20 protein-coding genes are annotated in these 21,375 nt (G+C 72.8%); 6 read left to right on the plus strand and 14 right to left on the minus strand.

All coding sequences use genetic code 11. From position 1 onward, the window contains the following. Positions 1-61 precede the first annotated feature (61 nt). A complete protein-coding gene (locus KJS59_RS01670; RefSeq protein ID WP_213450402.1) occupies positions 62-649 on the plus strand; it encodes a TMEM175 family protein in 588 nt (195 codons plus the stop codon). Positions 650-707: 58 nt separating this feature from the next. On the opposite strand, the gene KJS59_RS01675 is transcribed toward KJS59_RS01670, so the two are convergent. The 8 genes from KJS59_RS01675 to KJS59_RS01710 all read right to left on the minus strand — a co-directional run bounded on the left by KJS59_RS01675 (position 708) and on the right by KJS59_RS01710 (position 9,474). Beyond that, positions 708-1,928 (minus strand): CaiB/BaiF CoA transferase family protein, encoded by a 1,221-nt coding sequence (locus KJS59_RS01675; protein WP_249713779.1) that lies wholly within the window; start codon positions 1,926-1,928, stop codon positions 708-710. Then, a complete protein-coding gene (locus KJS59_RS01680) occupies positions 1,925-3,358 on the minus strand; it encodes an FAD-dependent oxidoreductase (protein WP_213450403.1) in 1,434 nt (477 codons plus the stop codon). Before KJS59_RS01680 ends, KJS59_RS01675 begins: the two co-directional genes overlap by 4 nt. Further along, positions 3,355-4,689: an FAD-dependent oxidoreductase gene (locus tag KJS59_RS01685; RefSeq protein ID WP_213450404.1), complete on the minus strand. Its 1,335-nt coding sequence runs from the start codon at positions 4,687-4,689 to the stop codon at positions 3,355-3,357. The genes KJS59_RS01680 and KJS59_RS01685 overlap by 4 nt, the downstream gene beginning before the upstream one ends. Positions 4,690-4,772: 83 nt before the next feature. Beyond that, positions 4,773-5,894: an ABC transporter substrate-binding protein gene (locus tag KJS59_RS01690; RefSeq protein WP_213450405.1), complete on the minus strand. Its 1,122-nt coding sequence runs from the start codon at positions 5,892-5,894 to the stop codon at positions 4,773-4,775. 39 nt (positions 5,895-5,933) lie between these two features. Beyond that, entirely contained in the window at positions 5,934-6,800 is an 867-nt protein-coding gene (locus KJS59_RS01695; protein ID WP_213450406.1) for an ABC transporter permease, read from the minus strand. Then, the gene (locus KJS59_RS01700) at positions 6,797-7,762 is read right to left on the minus strand and encodes a dihydrodipicolinate synthase family protein (protein ID WP_213450407.1); all 966 of its coding nucleotides are present in this window, start codon (positions 7,760-7,762) and stop codon (positions 6,797-6,799) included. Before KJS59_RS01700 ends, KJS59_RS01695 begins: the two co-directional genes overlap by 4 nt. Further along, positions 7,759-8,613: an ABC transporter ATP-binding protein gene (locus KJS59_RS01705; RefSeq protein WP_249713780.1), complete on the minus strand. Its 855-nt coding sequence runs from the start codon at positions 8,611-8,613 to the stop codon at positions 7,759-7,761. The genes KJS59_RS01700 and KJS59_RS01705 overlap by 4 nt, the downstream gene beginning before the upstream one ends. Positions 8,614-8,616: 3 nt before the next feature. After that, positions 8,617-9,474 carry an ABC transporter permease gene (locus KJS59_RS01710; RefSeq protein WP_213450408.1) on the minus strand — a complete coding sequence of 286 codons (858 nt, stop codon included), beginning with the start codon at positions 9,472-9,474 and terminating at the stop codon, positions 8,617-8,619. A 238-nt stretch (positions 9,475-9,712) separates the two neighbouring features. On the opposite strand from KJS59_RS01710, the gene KJS59_RS01715 reads away from it, so the two are divergent. Together KJS59_RS01715 and KJS59_RS01720 are read left to right on the plus strand one after the other, a co-directional pair. Further along, entirely contained in the window at positions 9,713-10,495 is a 783-nt protein-coding gene (locus KJS59_RS01715; RefSeq protein WP_213450409.1) for a citrate/2-methylcitrate synthase, read from the plus strand. 16 nt (positions 10,496-10,511) lie between these two features. Next, the gene (locus KJS59_RS01720) at positions 10,512-11,327 is read left to right on the plus strand and encodes a GntR family transcriptional regulator (RefSeq protein ID WP_213450410.1); all 816 of its coding nucleotides are present in this window, start codon (positions 10,512-10,514) and stop codon (positions 11,325-11,327) included. 83 nt (positions 11,328-11,410) lie between these two features. Here KJS59_RS01720 and KJS59_RS01725 read toward each other — a convergent pair whose 3' ends face one another. From KJS59_RS01725 to KJS59_RS01740, 4 genes are read right to left on the minus strand one after another with little or no spacing between them, the layout of a single operon-like run. After that, positions 11,411-12,376: an ABC transporter substrate-binding protein gene (locus tag KJS59_RS01725; protein WP_213450411.1), complete on the minus strand. Its 966-nt coding sequence runs from the start codon at positions 12,374-12,376 to the stop codon at positions 11,411-11,413. Positions 12,377-12,424: 48 nt separating this feature from the next. After that, entirely contained in the window at positions 12,425-13,426 is a 1,002-nt protein-coding gene (locus tag KJS59_RS01730; protein ID WP_213450412.1) for an ABC transporter permease, read from the minus strand. A 2-nt stretch (positions 13,427-13,428) separates the two neighbouring features. Further along, positions 13,429-15,018, minus strand: coding sequence for a sugar ABC transporter ATP-binding protein (locus KJS59_RS01735; protein WP_213450413.1), 1,590 nt, complete (start codon positions 15,016-15,018; stop codon positions 13,429-13,431). A gap of 39 nt (positions 15,019-15,057) precedes the next feature. After that, on the minus strand, positions 15,058-16,326 hold the full coding sequence (locus tag KJS59_RS01740; protein ID WP_249713791.1) for an enolase C-terminal domain-like protein: 1,269 nt from the start codon (positions 16,324-16,326) through the stop codon (positions 15,058-15,060). A 189-nt stretch (positions 16,327-16,515) separates the two neighbouring features. Between KJS59_RS01740 and KJS59_RS01745 the strand changes: the two genes are divergently transcribed. Continuing rightward, positions 16,516-17,238 (plus strand): FadR/GntR family transcriptional regulator, encoded by a 723-nt coding sequence (locus KJS59_RS01745; RefSeq protein WP_213450415.1) that lies wholly within the window; start codon positions 16,516-16,518, stop codon positions 17,236-17,238. Positions 17,239-17,454: 216 nt separating this feature from the next. Here KJS59_RS01745 and KJS59_RS01750 read toward each other — a convergent pair whose 3' ends face one another. Further along, the gene (locus KJS59_RS01750) at positions 17,455-18,135 is read right to left on the minus strand and encodes a hypothetical protein (protein WP_213450416.1); all 681 of its coding nucleotides are present in this window, start codon (positions 18,133-18,135) and stop codon (positions 17,455-17,457) included. Beyond that, complete coding sequence (locus KJS59_RS01755; protein ID WP_213450417.1) at positions 18,132-18,500, minus strand: hypothetical protein; 369 nt, start codon at positions 18,498-18,500, stop codon at positions 18,132-18,134. Before KJS59_RS01755 ends, KJS59_RS01750 begins: the two co-directional genes overlap by 4 nt. Before the next feature lie 159 nt (positions 18,501-18,659). Between KJS59_RS01755 and KJS59_RS01760 the strand changes: the two genes are divergently transcribed. Both KJS59_RS01760 and KJS59_RS01765 read left to right on the plus strand, forming a co-directional pair. Continuing rightward, complete coding sequence (locus KJS59_RS01760; RefSeq protein WP_213450418.1) at positions 18,660-20,714, plus strand: sensor histidine kinase; 2,055 nt, start codon at positions 18,660-18,662, stop codon at positions 20,712-20,714. Further along, positions 20,702-21,355, plus strand: a complete 654-nt coding sequence (locus tag KJS59_RS01765; RefSeq protein WP_213450419.1) for a response regulator transcription factor — start codon at positions 20,702-20,704, stop codon at positions 21,353-21,355. Before KJS59_RS01760 ends, KJS59_RS01765 begins: the two co-directional genes overlap by 13 nt. Positions 21,356-21,375 lie beyond the last annotated feature (20 nt).

A 21,375-nucleotide genomic window follows, 5' to 3' on the forward strand; every position in this document is an offset into this window, starting at 1 on the left:
GGGCGGGCGATCCGCGCCCGATCGTGCCCGCTCCCCCACCCCCGCTGACTACGGTCGGGGGATGCCCACCAGACGCATGGAGGCGTTCAGCGACGCGGTCATCGCGATCCTGATCACCGTCATGGTGCTGGGGTTGCGCGTGCCGCACGGCACCACCTGGTCGGCGGTCGCGGACTCGGGGCCGGTCCTGCTGTCGTACGTGCTGAGCTTCGTCTACCTGGGCATCTACTGGAACAACCACCATCACATGCTCATGCTGACCGAGCGGGTGAACGGGCTGGTGCTCTGGGCCAACCTGCACCTGCTGTTCTGGCTGTCGCTCATCCCGTTCACCACCGGGTGGCTGGGCGAGAACCGGTTCGCCGCGACGCCCGCGGCCGCCTACGGCATCGTGCTGCTGGCCGCGGCGGTGGCGTACTTCGGGCTGCGGACCGCCATCATCCGCGAGCAGGGCGCGTCGTCCAAGCTCGCGAAGGCGTTCGGCCGCGACCTCAAGGGAAAGGCGTCGCCGCTGTTCTACCTGCTCGGGATCGTGCTGGCCGCCGTGAACCGGTGGCTCTCGCTGGCGGTCTACGTCGCGGTCGCCCTCTGGTGGCTGGTGCCGGACCGGCGGGTCGAGCGGGCGGTCGCCGGCGCCTCACAACCCTGATCCGCCCATCGCACCCCCCGCCGGCACCGCACCCACCGGCGCCCCGGGCCCAGCCGGATCAGCCGATCACGCCGCGCCGGGCCAGGTCGGAGATCTCCTCCGCCGAGAGTTCCAGCTCGCCGGCGAGAATCTCCCGGGTGTGCGAGCCGAACGCCCGACCCGAGTGGCGGATCCGGCCGGGGGTCCGGGAGAGGCGAAACAGCACGTTGGGCATCCGCGCCCGCCCGAACTCGTCGTCGGGGACGGGGGTGAAGATCTCCCGTTCCCGGCTGTGCGGGTCGTTCACGAGCTGCGCGATGTCGTAGACCGGCGAGCCGGCCACGCCTTCCCGCTCGAACGCGGCGACGACCTCGTCGAGCGTGCGCGCCCCGACCCACTCCTGGACGTACCCGTCGAGCAGGTCGGCGTGCGCGGCGCGCTGGTATCCCCGGGAGAACCAGGGCTCGTCGATGACCTCGGGGTGCCCGACCAGCCGCATCAGGCGTTCCGCGATCGAGGTGGCGCTGGAGGAGAGCGCGACCCACCGCCCGTCCTTCGTCAGGTAGGTGTTGCGCGGGGCGTTGCTCGTCGACCGGTTGCCGGAGCGCTTGTTGACGACGCCGAGCCGGTCGTAGCCGATCGACTCCGGGCCGAGCGTCGCCGTCATGGTCTCCAGAATGGACAGGTCGATGACCTGGCCCTCCCCGCCCCGCGCGTCGCGCGCGTACAGGGCGGTGAGTACCGCCGCGAACCCGCTGATCCCGGCGATCGAGTCGGCGAGGCCGAACGGCGGAAGCGTCGGCGGCCCGTCGGGTTGGCCGGTCAGGTGGGCGAAGCCGCTCATCGCTTCGATCAGCGTGCCGAACGCGGGCCGACGGGCGTACGGGCCGGTCTGCCCGAAGCCGGTCATCCGGAGCAGGATCAGGCCGGGGTTGGCGGCCCGCAACCGCTCCCAGCCGAGCCCGTACCGCTCCAGGGTGCCCGGCCGGAACCCCTCGATCAGCACGTCGAACCGCTCGACCAGGCGGAGCAGCAGCCCCGCCCCGGCCGGCTCGCCCAGGTCCAGGCCGAGGCAGCGCTTGTTGCTGCCGATCATCTTCCACCACAGCGAGTCGCCGTCCTCGCGGAGCCCGTGACTGCGCAGGGCGTCCCCGTGCGCCGGATGCTCGATCTTGACGACATCAGCGCCGAAGTCGCCGAGGAGCCTGCCCACGGTGGGCCCAGCGATCATGGTGGCCGCGTCGAGCACCCGGAGGCCGGCCAGCGGCCCGTCCGAAGTGGCCGGTGGCTCGCCGGTCACGCGGTTCCCCCCTCGCCGGCGGCCCGGGCGGCGATGGCGTGGGCGGCCGCCCGGCCGGACGTCAGCGCCCAGGTGAGGTGCAGGCCGTGGCCGAGCAGGAGCAGGCCACCCTGGCCCGCGGCGCCGGCGGCGAACAGTCCGGGTATCGGCGTCCCGTCGCCGGAGAGCACCCGCAGGTGGTCGTCGACCGCGAGGCTGCCCTCGGTCACGGTGACCACCGGCCGGGCGGGCCCGACCAGCACGTACGGCGGTTTCCACGACGGCCCGCCGGCCAGGTGCCCGGCGAGCCGCTCGGCGGGGACGCCGACCAGCGCGGCGACCGCCTCGACATCCCGCGCATCGCGCACCAGGTCGGGCCGGGCGGCGCGGTAGTCCGCGAGGCGGGCGAAGCCCATGGTCGGGGCGCTGGAGATCCGCCGGTCCGGGTACTCCCCGCCGGGCAGCCAGCGCGAGTCGAGCAGCAGATACGCGGTCCGGCTGGCGGTCGCCGCGACCCTGTCCACCGCCCCGGGTACGCGGATCAGTTCGCCGGTGTCCAGGATGAGCGCGGCGTCCTCGGCGGCCGGTGCCATGTACGCCCGCGGCATCGCCGCCCACCCCGAGGCGCGCACCTCGTCCGCGCCGCCGCCGGCCGGGCCGGGGATGACCCGGCCGGCCGCCTGGCCCGCGGTGAACAGCGCCGGGGACCACTCGTCCGCGGGCGGGCCGGTCCGGGCGACGAACCTCAACTGCGGCGCGAACGCGGTACCCATGTTCCGCCAGGCCGCGCCGACCGACCTGCCGAGGGCGAGGCCGTCACCGCGGCTGGTCGGGTTGACCGCCGGACTCGTCGCGGCCGCGGGCGTCAGGTACCGGGCCTTCAGGTCGTCGTTCGCGGCGAAGTCGCCGCAGGCCAGGACGGTCGCCACCCGGCCGCGCAGATCGACGCCGCCCGCGCGTACGCCCGCCACCCGGGCGCCGTGCCGAAGGAGGCGGGTGACGCGGGCGCCACAGGTGATCGTGACGCCGAGCTGGTGGGCCCGCCGCAGCAGCCACCAGATGAAGGACCGGCCGTCGGGCGCCGTCGCGTACAGGCGCGGGCGGCGGTGGGGATGCTCCGGGTACGGCCCGGTGAGGGGCACGCCGAGGGCGCGCAGCCAGCCGAGCGTCTCGCCACTGGTCCGGGCGAGCAGGTGGCGAAGGTCCGCGGGGACCAGGTGGGCCGCGTCGGCGGGCAGGAACCGGGCCGTGTCGGCGAGGAAGTCCTCGATCGAGTCGTCGCCGTCCGGCGGCGGAAGGCAGACGCAGATGGAGCCGACCGCGTGGGCCGTCGTGCCGCCGGGACGGTCGTTCTGCTCGACCACGTGGCACGCCAGGCCGGCCTCGGCGAGGCTGACCGCGGCCGCCAGGCCGGCGGCGCCGGCCCCGACCACCACCACGTCGGGGTTCATCGCGCGTCACCCCCGGACGCCACCGGCGACCGCCGGGCGGCGGCCGCGGCGGAGGCACCGGCCCGGCGCCCGCTGACCAGGGCCCAGGCGAGCCCGCCGGCGTAGGCGCCGTGGAACACCCCGCCCGCGTCCGCCCCGGCGGCGAAGAGCCCGGCCAGGTGCTCGCCGCCGGCGTCGACCAGCGCCCCGGACGGTTCGACGGCCAGCCCGCCGTACGGCAGCGTGATGGCCGCGACGCAGGCGACCGCGACGAACGGTGGCGTCCTCAGGGGACTGAGCGGTCGGCTGCGGTGCGGCATCAGCTCGGCGTTCGCGAGGGTCTGGGCGAGCGTGGTGCCGGGTATCTTCCACGCCTTCGCCATCGATTCGGTCAGGCCGACCAGCGAGTCCGCCGACAGCAGGATCTCGCCGCGCGGAACGCCGGCCCGATCGGCGATCCGTCCGATCAGGTCGATCGGGATCCGGTCGGCCCGGTCGCCGTCGCAGATCAGGTAGAAGGCGCCGCCGGGCTGGTACATCGCCGCCACGGCGTTCGTCTCCTCCACGACTCCGTCGGCCTCGTCGGTGAAGCGCCGCCCGTCCCGGTTGACCAGGATCGCGTCGGCCGCCGCGTTCAGCGTCGCCGCCTTGAACTCGGTCGGCTCCAGCAGGTCGGCATGCTTGGGCATGGTGTGCCCGTAGAAGTCCGCCATTCCCCGGCTGACCGTCCCGCCGGCCGCCAGTCCCATCCGCAGGCCGTCACCGGTGCAGGCCGGTGCGGAGCGCAGCATGAGGTGCCGGGCCTCGGGCCCCAGATACGAGCGGGTGAGTTCGGCGCCGCCCTGGAATCCGCCGGACGCCAGGACGACGGCTGTCGCATGCACCTCCCAGCCGGTGTCGTCGGCCAGGCGTACGCCGTGCGGGGTACGGGTGAGTGCGGTGACGCGGGACCGGTGGCGGATCTCGACGCCCAGGCCGCTCACCCGGTCAGCCAGCTCCTGGAGAAACGGCGTGCGGTCGCCGACGGCGCCGAGGCCCATCACCCGGCCCGTCCCGAGCCGGTCGGGTCGCTGCGCGGCCAGGGGAAGGCCGAGCCCGGCCAACCAGTCCAGGCCGGCCAGGAGGTCGGCGGCGAGCGCCGCCTGCAACCGGGCGTCGCCCAGCGGAACGCGGCGGCGCATCTCCGGCAGGTCGGTGAACGTCCAGATCCGGCCGGCCGACCAGCGGGCGGCCCCACCCACCCGGTCGGTCGCCTCCAGCAGCACGACCCGGGCGCCCGCCCCCGCGGCCGAAGCCGCGGCGCACAGCCCGGCCATCCCGCCGCCGACGACGATCACATCCGTCTGGTCCATGTGCCCTCCGATGTGCGGTGCGGGCGGCCCCACCGGCGTGCGGGGTGCGGGCGCCGGTGGGCCACCGCTATGGTTCGGCCGACTCAGTTACGCCAGTCGTATTCCTTGGCCATCTTCTCGATGGTCGCCCGGTCGAAGTCGTTGATCTCCTTGACCAGGTCGTTGGTGTAGAAGATCGAGGGGTCCTTGACCTTGTCGGCCGCGCCGGCGAACGCCACCTCGTTCGCCCACTCCTGCGGCCTGGTCTGGCCGGGCAGCAGGCTCGAGTCGGCCGGCAACTGGTTGGCCATCCGGTACTTCATGATCTTGACGAGGTTGGCCACCGCCTCCTCGCGTGGCTTGCCCTCGCCGGCCTCCGGGTGCCGGTCCAGGTAGATCGCCGCAGCCGCCTCCGGGTTCGCCAGGGCGAAGACGATGCCCTTGAGCGTGGCCCGCCCGAGCCCGACCACCATCGCCCGGTCGGACTCGATCGTGGACTTCTTGGTCTGCAGGTAGAACCCGCCGAGTTCCGACACACCCTCCGGCCGGGGCAGGACCCGGTAGGAGATGCCGGCCACGTCCCACTGGCCGCGGTAGGTGTCCCAGGTCAGCGCGGCGTCCACCTTGCTGTCCTGCACGGCGGTACCCATCGGCTCGCCGCCGCCGGTGACGGTGAGCTTGACCTTGTCCGGGTTCGCCCCCGCCAGCCGCAGCCACTCCCGCGCCACCAACTCGTCGGCGGTACCGAGGGCGGATATGCCCACGGATCTGCCCTCCAACTCGCGCAGCGACTGGATGGGTGAATCGGGCTTCACCGCGAAGTCCCACTTCATCGGGTACGCGTACTCGAAGAAGTTGACGCCGGGCAGGGCGCCGTTCTTGGCGTAGTTGCTCACCTGGAAGCTGGGTGTGCCGGTGGCGAACTGCGCCCGGTCGCGGTCCAGTTCGGCGGTGGCCTGCGCGTTGCCTCCGGCGTGCTTGAACGACACCGACAGCCCCTCCTCCTTGTAGAAGCCCAGGTTGACGCCGATCTCCTGGATCGCGAAGTGCGGTCCACCCGTGGTGGACCCGGTCGCGAAGACCACGTTCTTCAGGCTGCCGTCGCCGGCGCCCGAGCCGGTGTCGCCGCCCTGACTCTCGCTGAGGCAGCCGGTGACGGTGGACAGGGCGAGCGCGCCGGCCGCGACGACGATTAATCCGCGCCGGACGGAAACGGACTGGGGCATGGGAAACCTCCTGGACGGGCCGGACGCCCGCGCGGTGGACTATTCGGATGGGGCGAGGGTGGATTGCTGCGACCGTTCCGGCGCCCAGTAGATGAGGCGCCCGCGCAGCAGCCGGATGATGCCGTTGAGGACGACGCCGGTCATGGCGAGCAGGATGAGCGCGGCGAACATCGCGGCGGTGTTGCTGACCGCCTGGTACTGCTTGAGCAGGATGCCCATGCCCGCCTCGGCCGCGACGAACTCGCCGACGATCGCGCCGAGCAGCGCCTGGACCACCGCGATCTCCAGGCCCGCGAAGATCATGACGAGCGCGCCGGGCAGCCGCAGTTGCATGAGCGTCTGTAGTGGACCCGCGCGCAGCGCGGTGAACAGCCGCTCGTAGCCACGGTCTACAGTGGTTAGACCGGTGTAGGTGTTGACGAACATGGGAAAGAAGACCAGGAACGCGGCGAGCAGCGCCTTGGTCGTCAGCCCGAAACCGAACCAGATCATCAGCAGCGGGGCGATGGCCACCTTCGGCAGCCCCTGGAGCGCGAACACGTACGAGGACAGAAAGCCGTCGACAACCCGGCTCGAGGCGGCGAACACCCCGGCCAGGACCCCGAGCAGACCCCCGACCAGCAGGCCCAGGCCGGCCGCCCGGAAGGTGATGATCAGGTGGAAGACGAGGCTGACCCGGGAGTTGAGCGGGGCCGTGAGCCCCCGGTACAGGGCCTGGCCGACGTCCAGCGGCGCGGGCAGCAGGTACGGACGGATGTTGAAGATCTCGACCGCGACGTGCCAGAGGGCCACCAGCACGACCAGTCCGAGCAGGACGGTGATCGGGGGCCGCAGGCGTTCGGGCAGCCGCCGCCGGGCCCGGCCGGCGCGTGGCCGGGCGCTCGCGGCGGCGTTCACCGCACTCATGACGCCCCGACACCGACCGGAACGCCGGCACCCACCAGACCCGCCCGCTTCAGCGCCTCGGCGATCTGCCCGGTGCGCTCGGCGTCCGGGCCCACGGCCGGGGGACGGATCCGGTTGTTCGACAGCAGGCCCAACTGGACCAGCGCCTCCTTCGCCGCACCCACCGGGCTGATGTGCCCGGTCGGCTGTTGGTTCTCGTAGATCGCCTCGGTCAGCGGGAGGCAGCGCTGCTGGAACAGCCGGTGCGCCCCGGCCAGGTCGCCGGCCGCGGCCAGCTCGACCAGTTCGGCCCAGATCGGGGTGCCGACCGAACTGACCCCGATCAGCGCGCCGTCGGCGCCGTGCATCAGCATCGAGATCAGCGGCGGGCCGTCCGAGGCGGCCAGGATGTCGACCTTGCCGGCCAGTCGGTGGTGCAGCGCGACGTAGTCGGTGATGTCCCGGGTGCCGGCCTTGACCGCGCGCACCGCGGGCAGGTCGACCAACCGCTCCAGCACGTCCAGCGGGTACGCGATGCCGCTCGCCCGGTTGTACTGGAAGACGATCAGCGGCACGTCGACCGCGTCGGCGACCGCCCGGAAGTAGGTCAGCGCCGCCTCGGCGTGCCCGACCAGGGGGCGCAGGGGGCGGGCGTCGAACGGCGGGCAGACCAGCAGCGCGTCGGCGCCGGCGTCCACCGCCTCGCGGGCCGCGGTGGCCAGGGCCTTCGGCGTGCGCCCCTCGACGCCGGCGATCACGTGCTTGCCGGCCGGGGCGGCCGCCCGCGCCACCCGCACCACCTCGCGCCGCTCGGCCGCGTCGAGCATCATCAGCTCGCCCATGTGCCCGCTGACCACCACGCCGGACACGCCCCGCGGTGTGCTGCTGTACTCGATCACCCGGCGGAGCGCCTCGGCGTCGACGGTGTCCGATTCGGTGAACGGCACCACCGTGGCCGGGTAGAGCCCGGAGAACGTGGTCATCGCAGGTACTCCTTCTTGTCGGTCCGGCCGGGTTCGGCCGGGTGCTCCTTCAGCAGGTCGCGCACCTGCGCGACACGGTCCCGGAAGTCCGCGGTGTCCACGACCGACGGGGTGCGGGGCCGGTCGAGGTCGACCGTGATGGTCTTGACGATCCGGCCCGGCCGCGGCGACATCACCACGATCTGGTCGCTCAGCAGGACCGCCTCGGAGATGTCGTGGGTGACCAGCACCACGGCCTTCCGCTCGACCTCCCAGATCCGGGCGAGCTCCATGTTCATCCGCTCCCGGGTCATCGCGTCGAGGGCACCGAACGGCTCGTCCATCAGCAGCGTGCTCGGCCGCAGCAGCAACGACCGGGCGATCGCGGTGCGCTGTTGCATCCCGCCGGACAGCTCGTGCGGCAGGTACTTCTCGAACCCGGCCAGGCCGACCATCTCGATCAGCTCCTGGGCCCGCTCCCGCATCTCCGGCGAGAGCCGCTTGCCGATCTTCGCCGGTAGCAGCACGTTCTGCAGCACGTTCTTCCAGGGCAGCAGCACCGGGGACTGGAAGACGATGCCCACGTCGTCGCGCGGGCCGGTCGACTCCTGCCCCCCGATGCGGATGCTGCCCCGGCTTGCCCGCTCCAGCCCTGCCATGATCATGAGCAGGGTGGTCTTGCCGCAGCCGCTGGGGCCGACCACGCTGACGAAGCGCTCGCGCCCGACGGTCATCGAGACGCCGTCCAGGGCGGTGACGGTGCCGCGCTTGGACTCGAAGGTCCGGGTCACCTGCTCGCAGACCAGGGTCGGTTCCCCGGCGTCCGGAGGCGCCCCGGGCCGGCTGATGGTGGACTTCGCCGAGTTGACCACGACCTACCTCTTATCTGTGTGCGAGGGGATCCAGAAGATGACCCGTTTCCTGCTGGCCTTGAGGACCCGGTAGAGCACGAACGAGCTGATGGCCAGCAGGATGAACACGGCGAACGCACCGGCGGTGTCGTTGACGTACTGGAAGCGGATCAGGATGATGCCCAGCCCGTTCTGGCCGGCCAGGAACTCCGCCACCACGGCGCCCAACTGGGCCCGGACGATGCCCATCTCCAGGCCGGCGAAGACCGCCACCATGGCGGCCGGCAGCCGCAACTGGGACAGCATCTGCCAGCGACTGGCGCTCATGCCCCGGAACAGCCGCAGGTAGGTGTCGTCCACATTGACCAGGCCCGTGTAGGCGTTGACGAAGACCGGGAAGAACACCAGCAGCGCCGCCAGGGTGATCTTCGTGGGGTTGCCGAAGCCGAGCCAGACCATCAGCAGTGGCGTCAGTGCCACCTTCGGCATGCTCTGCAGGCCGAACACGTACGGGCGGACCACCTGGTTGACCACCCGGTTCATCGCGCACAGGCCGCCGAGCACGATTCCGGCGCCACTGCCGAGGGCGAACCCCGCGAGCGCCGCCGAGGTGGTGTGCCACAGGTGGGGCAGGTAGCTGTCGCGGTCGCTCGGGGCGACGGTCATGCCGTGCCACAGCGCCTTCGCCACGTCCATCGGAGCCGGCAGCATGTATCCGGGCACGCTGCCGAAGACCACCACGAGTTGCCAGAGCAGGACGAACACCACGGCTGCCGCGATCACGTAGCGGGGATCCCCGCGGCGGCGGGCCGAGCCGGCGGACCGCCGTACGGTCCGGCGGCGGGCCGCGGGGGCCGGCGCGGGGGCTTGCAGGGTCGTCACAGTGCTTCTCCCGTCGTGCCTACGCGGGGTGGATGACCGGGCTCGATACGCGGAGGTGAACAACGGGGCCGACGCCGCCGCCATCCGGTCCACCTATCAGTCAGTCCTATGGTTAACTAGATGAGCGGATGCTAGGCTCCGATCACACCGCCGTCAACAGCCCGAGCGGAACTCGCACCATCCGGTCCCTCGGAACCCCCGGCGGTACAGCAGCGACCCCGACGAGAGACGGGTGCCCATGTCCATACCCCAGCCCCCCTGGCACACCGCCCTGACCAGCACGGGGCCCGGCGGCGTATTCGTCCGCGGCCGGCCGGTCGCCGACCTGATGCGGGCCGGCAGCTTCGTCGCCACCCTGCTGCTGCTGTGGACCGGGCGCCGGCCGCCGGCCGCCGACGTCGAACTCGTCGAAACCTGCCTGATCGCCTGCGTGGATCACGGCGCGGTGACCCCGTCCGCACTGGCCACCCGGACCGCCGCCTCGACCGGCAACCGCCCCCTCCCCAGCGCGGCTACCGGGCTACTGGCCACCGGTCCGCTGCACGGGGCGGCCGTCACCGCCTGCGCCGAACTCCTGGCCGCCGCTCCCCCCACCGACCTCGACCGCTGGGCCGAGGAGACGGTGGACCGGGTCCGCCGGCGGGGCGGGCGGGTGCCCGGCCTCGGTCACCGCTGGCACCGCGAGGACCCCCGCACCGCCGTCATCGTCGACCTGCTGGCCGCGCAGAACCGGGGCCACGCGCCGGTCGCCGCGGCACAGGCGCTCGCTCGGGCCCTGTCCCGGCGGACCGGCAAGCACCAGTGCGTCAACGTGGACGGCGGGTTGGCGCTCGCGGTGGTCACGATCGGGTTGCCCGCCCCGTTCGGCGACTGCCTGTTCGGCCTGGCCCGGCTCGGTGGACTCAGCGCGCACGCCGTCGAGGAGTCCACCCGGCAACGCCCGATGCGGGTCATCGAACCGGAACTGGTCCGGTACGACGGGCCGGCGGTGCAGTCGGCCACCCCAGAGAAGGTCTGCTGAACCTACAATGGACATCGTGAATCGCCCACCCGGGGCCGACCTCGCGCGCGACAACCCAATGCCGCTGTATTACCAGATCGCGAACGTGCTCCGCAGCCGCATTGATACCGGAGAATGGGTAGTCGGCGACCGGCTCCCGTCCGAGGCGCAGTTGGCCGCCTCGTTCAAGGTCAGCGTCGTGACCATGCGCCAGGCACTCAGCCTGCTGGAGCAGCAGGGCCGGCTCAGCCGCCAGCAGGGCAAGGGAACCTTCGTCACGGCCACGGAGGAGCCCACCGACCGGGTGCGCATCACCGTTCCGCTGGAACTGGTCTCCGAGGCCGTCGCCGGCCTGGACGTGCGCGCGCTCGGGGTGACCGAGGTGGTCCCGCCGACCGACATCCGCACGACCCTCGGGCTGGAACCGGGCGAGCCGTGCGTGCAGGTGCGCCGGGTCCGCTCCGGCACCCGCGGGCCGATCACCTTCGCCACCTCCTACCTGCCGCGTTGGCTGGGCGAGGGGCTCACCATGGCAGACCTCCAGCAGTCGATGATGATCGACATCCTGGAGAAACGCGGCGTGCACTTCCACGGCGCGATCCAGACCATCGAGGCCGCCCTGGCCGAGCCGGACACCGCCGCCGTCCTCAGCGTGCCGGTCGGCGCGCCCATCCTGCTGGTGCGCCGGATCTACGAACTGGAGGACGGCCGGGTCGGGTACGTCGCGCTGAACCGCCACCCCAGCCACGAGATCCGGTACGAGCTGCGACTCAGCCGGGGCGAGGCGGACGGCGGCCGGTGGGCACTACCCGACCCGCGCGGCGAACCACGGCAGGACACCGGCACCGGCTGACGCCACCGCTTGCCGCCTCGCGCCGAGGGAGCCGGTGCGGGCCGGGCCGGTCGCTCGGCCGACCCGACCCGCACGCGCCCGGCTCACTTGTACAGCACGGCCTGGATCTCGGGCTTGTCGATGTTGGTCTTGTCGTACCAGTAGAAGCCCGTGTCGATGGTCTTCGGCAGGGACTTGCCGTTGATCGCGTCCACGGCGGCCTTGACGAGCGCGGCCCCCATGCCGACCGGGTTCTGGGTGATGGCCCCGGCCATGACGCCGTTGCTGATCGCGTCGATCTGGGCCTGCCCGGAGTCGAAGCCGACGACCGCGATGCCCTGCTTGCCGCTCTCCTCGATGCCCTTGACGACGCCGATGGCGGAGCCCTCGTTGGCGCCGTAGATGCCCTTGACGTCCGGGTTGGCGCGCAGGATCGACTTGGTGATGTCGGCGGACTTGGCCTGGTCGCCACCGCCGTACTGGACGGGCAGGATCTGGACCCCGGGCGCGTTGGCCGTCATCCAGTCGATGAAGCCGTCGCGCCGGTCGCGGCCGGTGACGCTGGTCTGGTCGTGCACGACCAGGGCCACCTTGCCCGCGCCGCCGATCAGCTCCGACATGTGCTTGGCCGCCTCGCCGGCGGCGGCCTTGTTGTCGGTCGCGGCCGTGGTGAGGGGGACCTCGCTGTCGACGCCCGAGTCGAAGGCGATCACGGGGATGTTGGCGGACCTGGCCTGCTGCATCAGCGGCGCGGCGGCCTTGCTGTCCAGGGCGGCGAAGCCAATCGCGTCGGGCTTCTTGGCCAGCGCGTTGGTGAGCATCGTCGTCTGGGCCTCGATGTCCGCCTCGGTGGCCGGGCCCTCGAAGGTGATGCGCACGCCCTGCCGGGCGGCCTCCTCCTCGGCCCCCTTCTTCACGGCCTGCCAGAACTGGTGCTGAAAGCCCTTGGAGACGATGGCGACGTACGGCTTCTTGGCGCCGCCGGAGTCGGAGCCGCCGGAGTCGCCGCACCCGGAGACGAGCAGCAGGGCGGCGGCCGCCAGGGCGGCGAGTGTGCGGGTTCTGGTCATCGTTCGGCGCTCCTTGCGTGGTGGCGGGGGTGGTGGGCGGTGGTGGGGTCAGGTCTCCTTCTTGCGCACCATGTCGGCGTAGACGGCCACGAGGATGACCAGGCCGAGGATGACGTTCTGCCACTCCTGCGGGATGGACATGATCTGCAGGCCGTTGTTGAGGACGGAGATGATCAGGGCGCCGATCATCGTGCCGATGATCGAGCCCTTGCCGCCGGCCAGCGACGTGCCGCCGATGACGACGGCGGCGATCGCCTGTAGTTCGTAGCCCATCCCGGTGGCCGGCTGCGCCGAGCCGAGCCGAGCCGAGATCAGCACGCCGGCCAGCCCGGTGAACAGGCCGGCGAGCGTATAGACGACCACCTTCCAGCGGCGGACGTTGATGCCCGACAGGGCGGTCGCGGCCTCGTTGCTGCCGATGGAGTACGTGTAGCGGCCGAGCAGGGTCCTGCTCAGCAGGAAACCGGCGAGCACGGCGGCGGCGAGGAGCACCACGACGGCGTTCGGGATGTTGAGCGCGGGGATGAGCTCGCCGGTGGAGATCTTGGTGTAGCCCGGGTGGTCGCTGAAGTAGATCGGGGTGCTCTTGGAGATCACCAGGGCGAGGCCCTGGGCCACCAGCATCATCGCGAGGGTCGCGATGAACGGCGGCAGCTTCAGCACGGCCACGTTGACGCCGTTGACCAGGCCGATCAGGCCGCCGAAGAGGACGGCGGCGGGCACGCCGAGCGCGACGGGCAGGCCGGCGTCGACGATGAACACGCCGGACATGACGGCGCACAGCGCCATGCCGGTGCCGATGGACAGGTCGATCCCGCCGGTGATGATGACGAAGGTGGTGCCCAGCGCGAGCGTTCCGATCACAACCGTGCTGAACAGGATGTTGATGACGTTGGAGTACGTGGGGAACGCCGAGTTGGCCAGCGCGAAGAACGTGAAGATCACGATCAGGCTGGCGAACGCCAGCAGTTGCTGGAGCCGGTTCTTGGCCGCGGTCAGCCAGTTCGGCCGGGCGGCCGTCTCCGTGCCGTCGGTGAGCGGGAACGCCATCGTCACACAGCCTTCGGTTCGGTCGGTCCGCGGTCGGGTGCGGCGTCCGGGCGCCGCGGGTCGGGGAGGCCGAGTTCGGCGGCGTCCGCCGGGTTCTCGTTCGGGCGCAGCGTGGCCAGGTGCATGACGCTCTCCTGCGAGGCGTCGCCGGCGGCGAGGATGCCGCTGACCCGTCCCTCGGTCATCACCGCGATCCGGTGCGACATGCGCAGCACCTCGGGCAGCTCGGAGCTGATCATGATGATCGACTTGCCCTGCCGCGCGAGGTCGTTGAGCAGCGCGTAGATCTCCTCCTTGGCGCCGACGTCGATGCCGCGGGTCGGCTCGTCGACGATCAGGACGTCGCAGTCCTTGACCAGCCACTTGGCGATGACGACCTTCTGCTGGTTGCCGCCGGAGAGGTACTTGGTCGGCTGCCGGACGGACGGGGTCCGGACGGCCAGCCGGCGGACCAGGTCCGTCGCGGTGCGGCGGGTGGCCGGCCGGTCGACCAGCCCCCAGCGGGTGAACCTCTCCCGCAGCGAGGACAGCGCGACGTTGTCGCTCACGTCGTGTTCAAGCAGCAGGCCCAGGTGCTTGCGGTCCTCCGACAGGTAGCCGATGCCCAGCCGGGCCGCCTCGGCCGGATTGTGGATCCTGACCGGCCGACCGTGCAGGCGGATCGTCCCGCCGGTCGTCCGGTCCGCGCCCACGATCGCGCGGGCCACCTCGGTGCGCCCGGCGCCCATCAGCCCCGCGAAGCCGAGGATCTCCCCCTTGCCGAGGGTGAAGCTGACGTCGCGCAGCAGCGGCCCGGTGCTCAGGCCCCGGACGTCGAGCACGACCTCCCGCCCCGGCCGGACGTCGACCGGCCGCGCGTCGCTGGTGAGCGCGCGGCCCACCATGAGCGTGATGATTTCCCTCGTGGTGGTGGCGGCCGTGGCGAGCGTGTCGACGTACCTGCCGTCCCGGATGACGGTGATGCGGTCGCTGATCGCCTTCAACTCGTCGAGCCGGTGGGAGATGTAGATGACCCCGGTGTCCGGGCGCACGAACCGGCGGATCAGGCCGTGCAGGGTCGCCACCTCGGCGTCGTTCAGCGCCGCCGTGGGCTCGTCCATGATGAACACCCGCGCGTCGTACGACAGCGCCTTGGCGATCTCGACCATCTGCTGGCTGGCGACGGTCAGGCCGCCGACCACGGCGCGGATGTCCAAGGGCAGCCCCAGCCGCGCCACCAGGTCGGCGGCGCGGCGGTTCAGCTCCCGCTCCGACAGCAGGGGGCCGCGGCGGGGCTCGCGGCCGATGAAGATGTTCTGCGCCACCGTGAGATGCGGCATCAGGTTGAACTCCTGATGGATGATGCTGATCCCGGCGTGCAGCGCGTGCCGGGGGTTCTGCGGCACGAACGGCTCGCCGTTCAGCCGGAAGGAGCCGGCGTCGGGCCGGTAGCCGCCGGACAACAGCTTCATCAGCGTCGACTTGCCGGCGCCGTTCTCGCCCACCAGCGCGAGCACCTCACCGGCGCGCAGGGTCAGGTGCATGTCGCTGAGGGCCCGCACGCCCGGGAATGCCTTGTGCACGCCCGCCACCTCGAGCAGGTGGTTGCTCATCGCGCGTCCCCTCCCTCTACCCGTGGCCCGCGGCGGATCTCACGCCTGCCCCGGGAACCGGTAACGCTCGACGGACTCCATCAGCATCTCGGCACCGGACCCGGGCACCGAGGGCGCGATGTACCGTCCATTGCGGACCTGTACCGGCGCCGCGAAGTGTTCGTGCAGGTGGTCGACGTACTCGATCATCCGGTCCTCGGCCGTGCCCGAGACCGCCACGAGGTCGAACATCGCCAGGTGCTGCACCATCTCGCACAGGCCGACGCCGCCCGCGTGCGGGCAGACCGGGACGCCGAACTTCGCGGCCAGCAACAGCATGGCGATGTTCTCGTTGACCCCGGACACGCGCGTCGCGTCGAGTTGCAGCACGCCGACCCCGCCGGCCTGGAGGAACTGTTTGGCCATGACCCGGTTCGCCATGTGCTCCCCCGTCGCCACCGGGATCGGGGCGATGGCGCGGGCGATGGCGGCGTGGCCCAGCACGTCGTCCGGGTTGGTCGGCTCCTCCACCCAGGCGACGCCGAACGGCGCGAGCGCCGCCACCCAGTCGACCGCCTCGGCCACCTCCCAGCGCTGGTTGGCGTCCACCGCGATGCGCACGTCCGGCCCGACGGTGTCGCGGGCGATCCGCAGGCGGCGCACGTCCTCCCGCCGGTCGGCGCCCACCTTCACCTTGATCTGGGTGAAACCGTCCGCGACCGCCTCGCGGCAGAGCCGGGCGAGCTTGCCGTCGTCGTAGCCGAGCCAGCCCGGGCTGGTGGTGTAGGCGGGGTAGCCGGCGCGGAGCAGCCACGCCTGCCGATCGGCCCGGTCCGGCTCGGCCGCCGCCAGGATCTTCAGCGCCTCGTCCCTGGTGAGGGCGTCGCTGAGGTACCGGAAATCGACCAGGTCGACGATCTCGGTCGGGGTCAGCCCCGCCAGCAGCCGCCACAGCGGCAGCCCGGCCCGCTTGGCCCTGAGGTCCCACAGGGCGTTGACGACGGCGCCGACGGCCATGTGCATCACCCCCTTCTCCGGGCCGAGCCAGCGCAACTGCGAGTCGTGCACCAGCCGGCGCCAGAACCCGCCGAGGTCGTCCAGCAGCGCCTCGGCGTCCTGGCCGACGACGTACGGCGCCAGGCTGCGGATCGCGGCGACCTGCACGTCGTTACCGCGACCGATCGTGAACACGAAGCCGTGGCCGGCGTGCCCGTCCCCGGCGTCGGTCCGCAGCCGCAGGTAGGCCGCCGAGTAGTCCGGGTCGGGGTTCATCGCGTCCGAGCCGTCGAGGAATCGGGAGGTCGGAAACCGGACGTCGTGCGTGTCCATCGCGATGACGCGGCTCACGGGTGGCTCCTCCCGCGGTGACGTGGTGATGCTGCCGGACGGTAGACATCGGATCTCTCTCATGTCAAGATGCCGATTCATCGCAGTTACATCGATAACCACGGCGCCGGATGGTCGAGACGTCCGAGGTCTGGTGGGAGGTGCCGTGCCGCAGCGGCCGAGGGCTGAACCATGGCGGTGACCGACGACGCGATCGCCGCGATCAAGAAGATGATCGTCGACGGCGACCTCGCGCCCGGCGACCGGCTCCCCCGGGAGGCCGACCTCGCCGAGCGGCTCGGCCTGTCCCGCAGTTCCCTGCGCGAGGCGGTGCGGGCGCTGGCCCTGATCAAGGTCCTCGACGTCCGGCACGGCGACGGGACGTACGTCACCGGGCTCGACCCGGCCACGCTCATGAACGCCCTCGGGTTCGTCGTGGACTTCCACCGCGACGACAGCGTGCTCCAGTTCCTCCAGGTGCGGCGGATCCTGGAGCCGGCCGCGACCGCCATGGCCACCGTGGCGATGTCCACCGTGGACATCGCCGGGCTGGCCGAGCACCTCGACACCCTGCCGCCGAGCCCGCGGATCGACGAACTCGTCGCCAACGACGTGGAGTTCCACGCCCGGATCGCGGCGGGCAGCGGGAACCCGCTGCTGTGCTCCCTGCTCGACAGCCTGTCCAGCCGTACCCAGCGGGCGCGCATGTGGCGCGGACTCAGCCAGGACACCGCGATCGAGCGCACGCTGCTGGAGCACCGCGCCATCCAGCGGGCCATGGCCGCCCGCGACCCGGAGACCGCCCGCTCGTGGGCCACGGTGCACATCGCCGGCCTCGAGGACTGGCTGCGCACCAAGGTCGCCGGCGGGCGGCCGCCCGACCCGCTTCCGGCCGCACCCGGGGAGGCCGGATGACGGACACCGGCCGACGGCGCGCGGCGCCACCGTCACGACGGACACCGGCCGCTGGAAGTCGGCGCCGCGCGGCGCCACCCGCACCGCGCCGGGATGAGCTCCAGCCCAAGCCGCCCGGCCGGGGAAACGTCCTCGCCCGGCCGCGCGTGCGGGTGCGGTGATCGCACGACGCTGCCCGGTGGGACGGCTCCACCGGGCAGCGGATGCGGGCCGCGGCTACCGGGAGCGAACGGTCTTCGCGGCCAGGGCGGCGAAGCCCACGGCCTGGATCACCGCGCCGGTGACCTCGAACCATTCGCTGCCGGCGATCAGCCCGGTCACGTGCAGCACCGCCCAGCAGCAGATGGCGGCGGCGGCCCAGCCGGGCACCGTGCGGGCGCGGAACAGCGCGATGCCCAGGAGCAGGGTGCCGAGCAGGTTGCCCGCGACGAACAGCAGGAACCACGGGATGGCCGCCGTGTTGGCGGCGTCGAGCACGGCCGCGTAGTCGTCGACCGGGCCACCCCGCTGAGCCATCGCCAGCACGATGTGGTCGCTCATGCCGACGCCGAAGTACGCGACGTACCCGCCGATCATGAGTGACCCGCCGATCAGGCCCAGCCGGCGCGCCCGGAGCCGGGTCAGCGCCATGGCGCCGATGGTCGCCGGGACGATCAGCAAGCAGCCGACCATCGCGGCGATGATCGCGCCCCGGGCCAGCGACGGGTGCGCCGCATACAGCGCAAGCGCTTCCTCGCTGGTCTGGTCGCCGCCGCCGGCCCGGGTCGCCCAGGCGTAGCAGGCGTTCGCCACGACGATCGCCCACGGGGCCAGCAGCATCGCCAGCGCGGTGCCCCCGCGGCGCAGGCCGTCGGCCGGCGGGGCGAGTTCCGCCTCGCGGTCCAGTACGGCGGTCACGACGCCACCGCCGGCTGCCGGCGCAGGGCCGGCCAGACCAGGATCAGCGCGACCGCCGTCAGGGCCAGGCCGAGGCCGATGAGCACGAGGTTCCCGGTGGAGATGTCGGAATCGCCGAACGCCGGCGCGGCGGCGAGCGCGGAGAGGATCCGGGTGACGATCACCGCCACCAGCCCGCCCCGCCGGCCCTGCCAGGCGAACCAGGCGCCGGCGAGGGTGACGGCGCCGAGCAGGGTGATGATCGCGGCCGCCGCGACCGGCGGCTGCCCCACCCCGCCCACGCCGAACAGCCAGGTGGCCAGGTCGGCCAGGCCCAGCAGGCCGGCGAGCGCGAGGCCCACGGTGAAGGTGCGGGTATGTGCCATGGTGCCCTCCGTCGGAGTGGATGTCGTGGTCAGAGTCTCGGCCGGGAGGTCGGGCGGGCACATCGGAGCGGGCCCGGATCTTTCGCCTCCGTGCCGGCACGGGGGCGTCTCCGTGCTGGCACGGTACTTCCGGCACCGCCGAACGCTTACTGTGGCGGCATGACGGCACGCGGCGAAACCGCCCTGCCCCGCGCCACGTGGGCGCCGGGGCTGCGCGTCGCCCTGCCGCGCCTGACCGCCTGGGGCATGGCGGCGCTCGCCGCGGCGCTGGTCGGCGCGGGCGCCTGGGTGCTCACCCTCGGTGCGGGCGCGGGCATGGTGGCGTACTTCGCCATCGGCTGCCTGCTCGCCGGCGCCTGCGTGGCCCTCGGCGTGCTGATCGCGGTGAAGCGCCCCGCCAACCCGGTCGGTGCGCTGCTCACGCTCGTCGGGCTGGTCGCGATCGCGATCGCGTTCAGCGACCTCTACCGGGACGCCGTGGCCCGCCGGCCGGGGACGCTGCCGGTCTGGCCGCTGCTGGTGACCGCGAGCCAGGGCGCCTGGATGCTGCACTACGTGCCGGCGTCGCTGCTCATGCTGGTCTTCCCGGACGGGCGCCTGCTGCCCGGGCGGCGCTGGCGCGTGGCGGCGGCCGGCGTCCTCGCGGTCCCCGCCGCGTTCATCCTGCTCGCGGGCCTCGACCCCACCCCATTCCCGGCGCCGTACGCGGAGGTCGGGCACGCCTTCGGCACACCGTCGCCGGGGCTGGCGCGGGTGCTGGGGCCGGTCAGCATGGCGCTGCTGCCGGGGCTCCTCGCGCTCCTGGTCGTCTGCGCGACGGCGATGGTCATCCGGTACCGCCGGGCCGCCACCGCGGTGGCCCGGGCGCAACTGAAGTGGTTCGCGCTGGGCGCGCTGTTCCTGCCCGGGACGCTGCTGCTCTGCTGGCTGAGTTACCTGCTGGTGGACGGGCCGGAGCTGATCCTCATCGGGCTGGCCGGCACGCTGATCGCCATCCCCGCGGCGACCGCGATCGCGATCCTGCGCCACGACCTGTACGACGTGGACCGGGCGTTGAGCGCGGCGGTCACCTACGGCGTGGTGACCGCCGGGCTGCTCGCCTTCTACACGGCCGCCACGTTCGTCGCCGGGCTGGTCGCCGGGCGGTCGTCGCCGGTGGCCGCCGCGGCGGCGACCGCGGTCAGCGCGCTCGCGCTGGCGCCGTTGCGCAGCCACGTGCAGCACCGGGTGGATCGCCGGCTCTACCCCGCCCGCCAGGCGGCGCTCGCGGCCATCGAGGATCTCCGGGCCCGGATCCACGCCGGCCAGGCCGCGCCGGAACGCCTCGAGGAGACGCTGCGGGCCGCGCTGCGCGACCCGGACCTGCGCATCGGGTACCACCTGCCCGGCACGGACGAGTTGCTCGGCGCGGCCGGCACACCGTTCGACTCCGCCGCGGAGGCCACCCCGATCCGGCTCGGCGGGCTGCGGATCGGCGTCCTGGTGCGGGGCCGCGCCGGCGGCTCGCCGGAACTGATGCGCGAGATCGCCGACGCCTGCGCCCTGCTCGTCGAGGTGGTGCGGCTGCGGCTGGAGGTGCGCCGCGCGCTGCTGGACGTGGAGGCGAGCCGGGCGCGGCTGCTGCGCGCCGGGTACGCCGAACGCCTGCGGCTCGAACGGGACCTGCACGACGGCGCCCAGCAGCGGCTGGTCTCGCTCGGCATGGCGCTGCGGCTGGCCCAGCGGCACCTGCCCGAGACCGACGTGGCGGGGCTGCTCGACCAGGCGGTCACCGAGCTGGGCACCGCGGTCGCGGAGCTGCGGCAGATCGCGCAGGGGCTGCGACCGTCCAGCCTGGACGGCGGGTTGCCCGAGGCGCTCGCGATGCTGGCGCGCAGCGTGCCGATCCCGGCGACGGTCGACGTCGACCCCGAACTGCACGCCGATCCGGTGGCCGAGGACGTCGCCACCACCGCCTACTACGTGGCCAGCGAGGCGGTCGCGAACATCGTGAAGCACGCCGCCGCCGGGAGCATCCACCTGAGCGCGTCCCGCCGGGACGGCCGGTTGACGGTGGCGGTGCGCGACGACGGGGTGGGCGGCGCGACCGTCCGGCCCGGGGCCGGGCTGGCCGGCCTCGCCGACCGGGTCTCCGCGGCCGGCGGCGCGCTCACCGTGACCAGCCGTCCCGGTCACGGGACCCTCGTACAGGCGGCGGTGCCGTGCGGATCGTGATCGGCGAGGACTCGGCCCTGTTCCGCGAGGGGCTGGCGCGGCTGCTGGCCGACGCCGGCCACGAGGTGGTCGGCAAGGCGACCGACGCGCCCGGCCTGCGGGCCGCCGTCGACGACACCCGGCCCGACCTGGCCCTCATCGACGTGCGGATGCCGCCCGACCACACCGACGACGGCGCCCGCGCGGCCCGCCGGATCCGGCGGGACCACCCCGGCCTGGGCATCGTCCTGCTCTCCCAGCACATCGAGACCCGGCACTCGGTGGACCTCGTCGCCAGCGGCCGGTTCGGGTACCTGTTGAAGGACCGGGTGCTCGACGTGGACGACTTCCTGGACGCCCTGCGGCGGGTGGCGGCCGGCGGCTCGGCCCTGGACCCCGAGGTGGTCACCCGGTTGATCGGCCACCGTCCGCCCTCCGACCCGCTGGCCACCCTCACGCCGCGGGAGCGGGACGTTCTGACGCTGATGGCCGAGGGCCGCACGAACATCGGGATCGCCCGCCGGCTCTGCCTCACCGACCGCACCGTCGAGGCGCACGTCGGGTCCATCATGGCCAAGCTCGGGTTGGGCGGCTCCGACGAGGATCACCGGCGGGTGCTGGCGGTCCTGGTCTACCTGCGCGGGGCCACCCACCGGCCGTAGGCGGCATCCGGCCCGGTCGG

It is taken from the genome of Rhizomonospora bruguierae, assembly GCF_018397995.1.
Classification (GTDB): Bacteria; Actinomycetota; Actinomycetes; order Mycobacteriales; family Micromonosporaceae; genus Rhizomonospora; species Rhizomonospora bruguierae.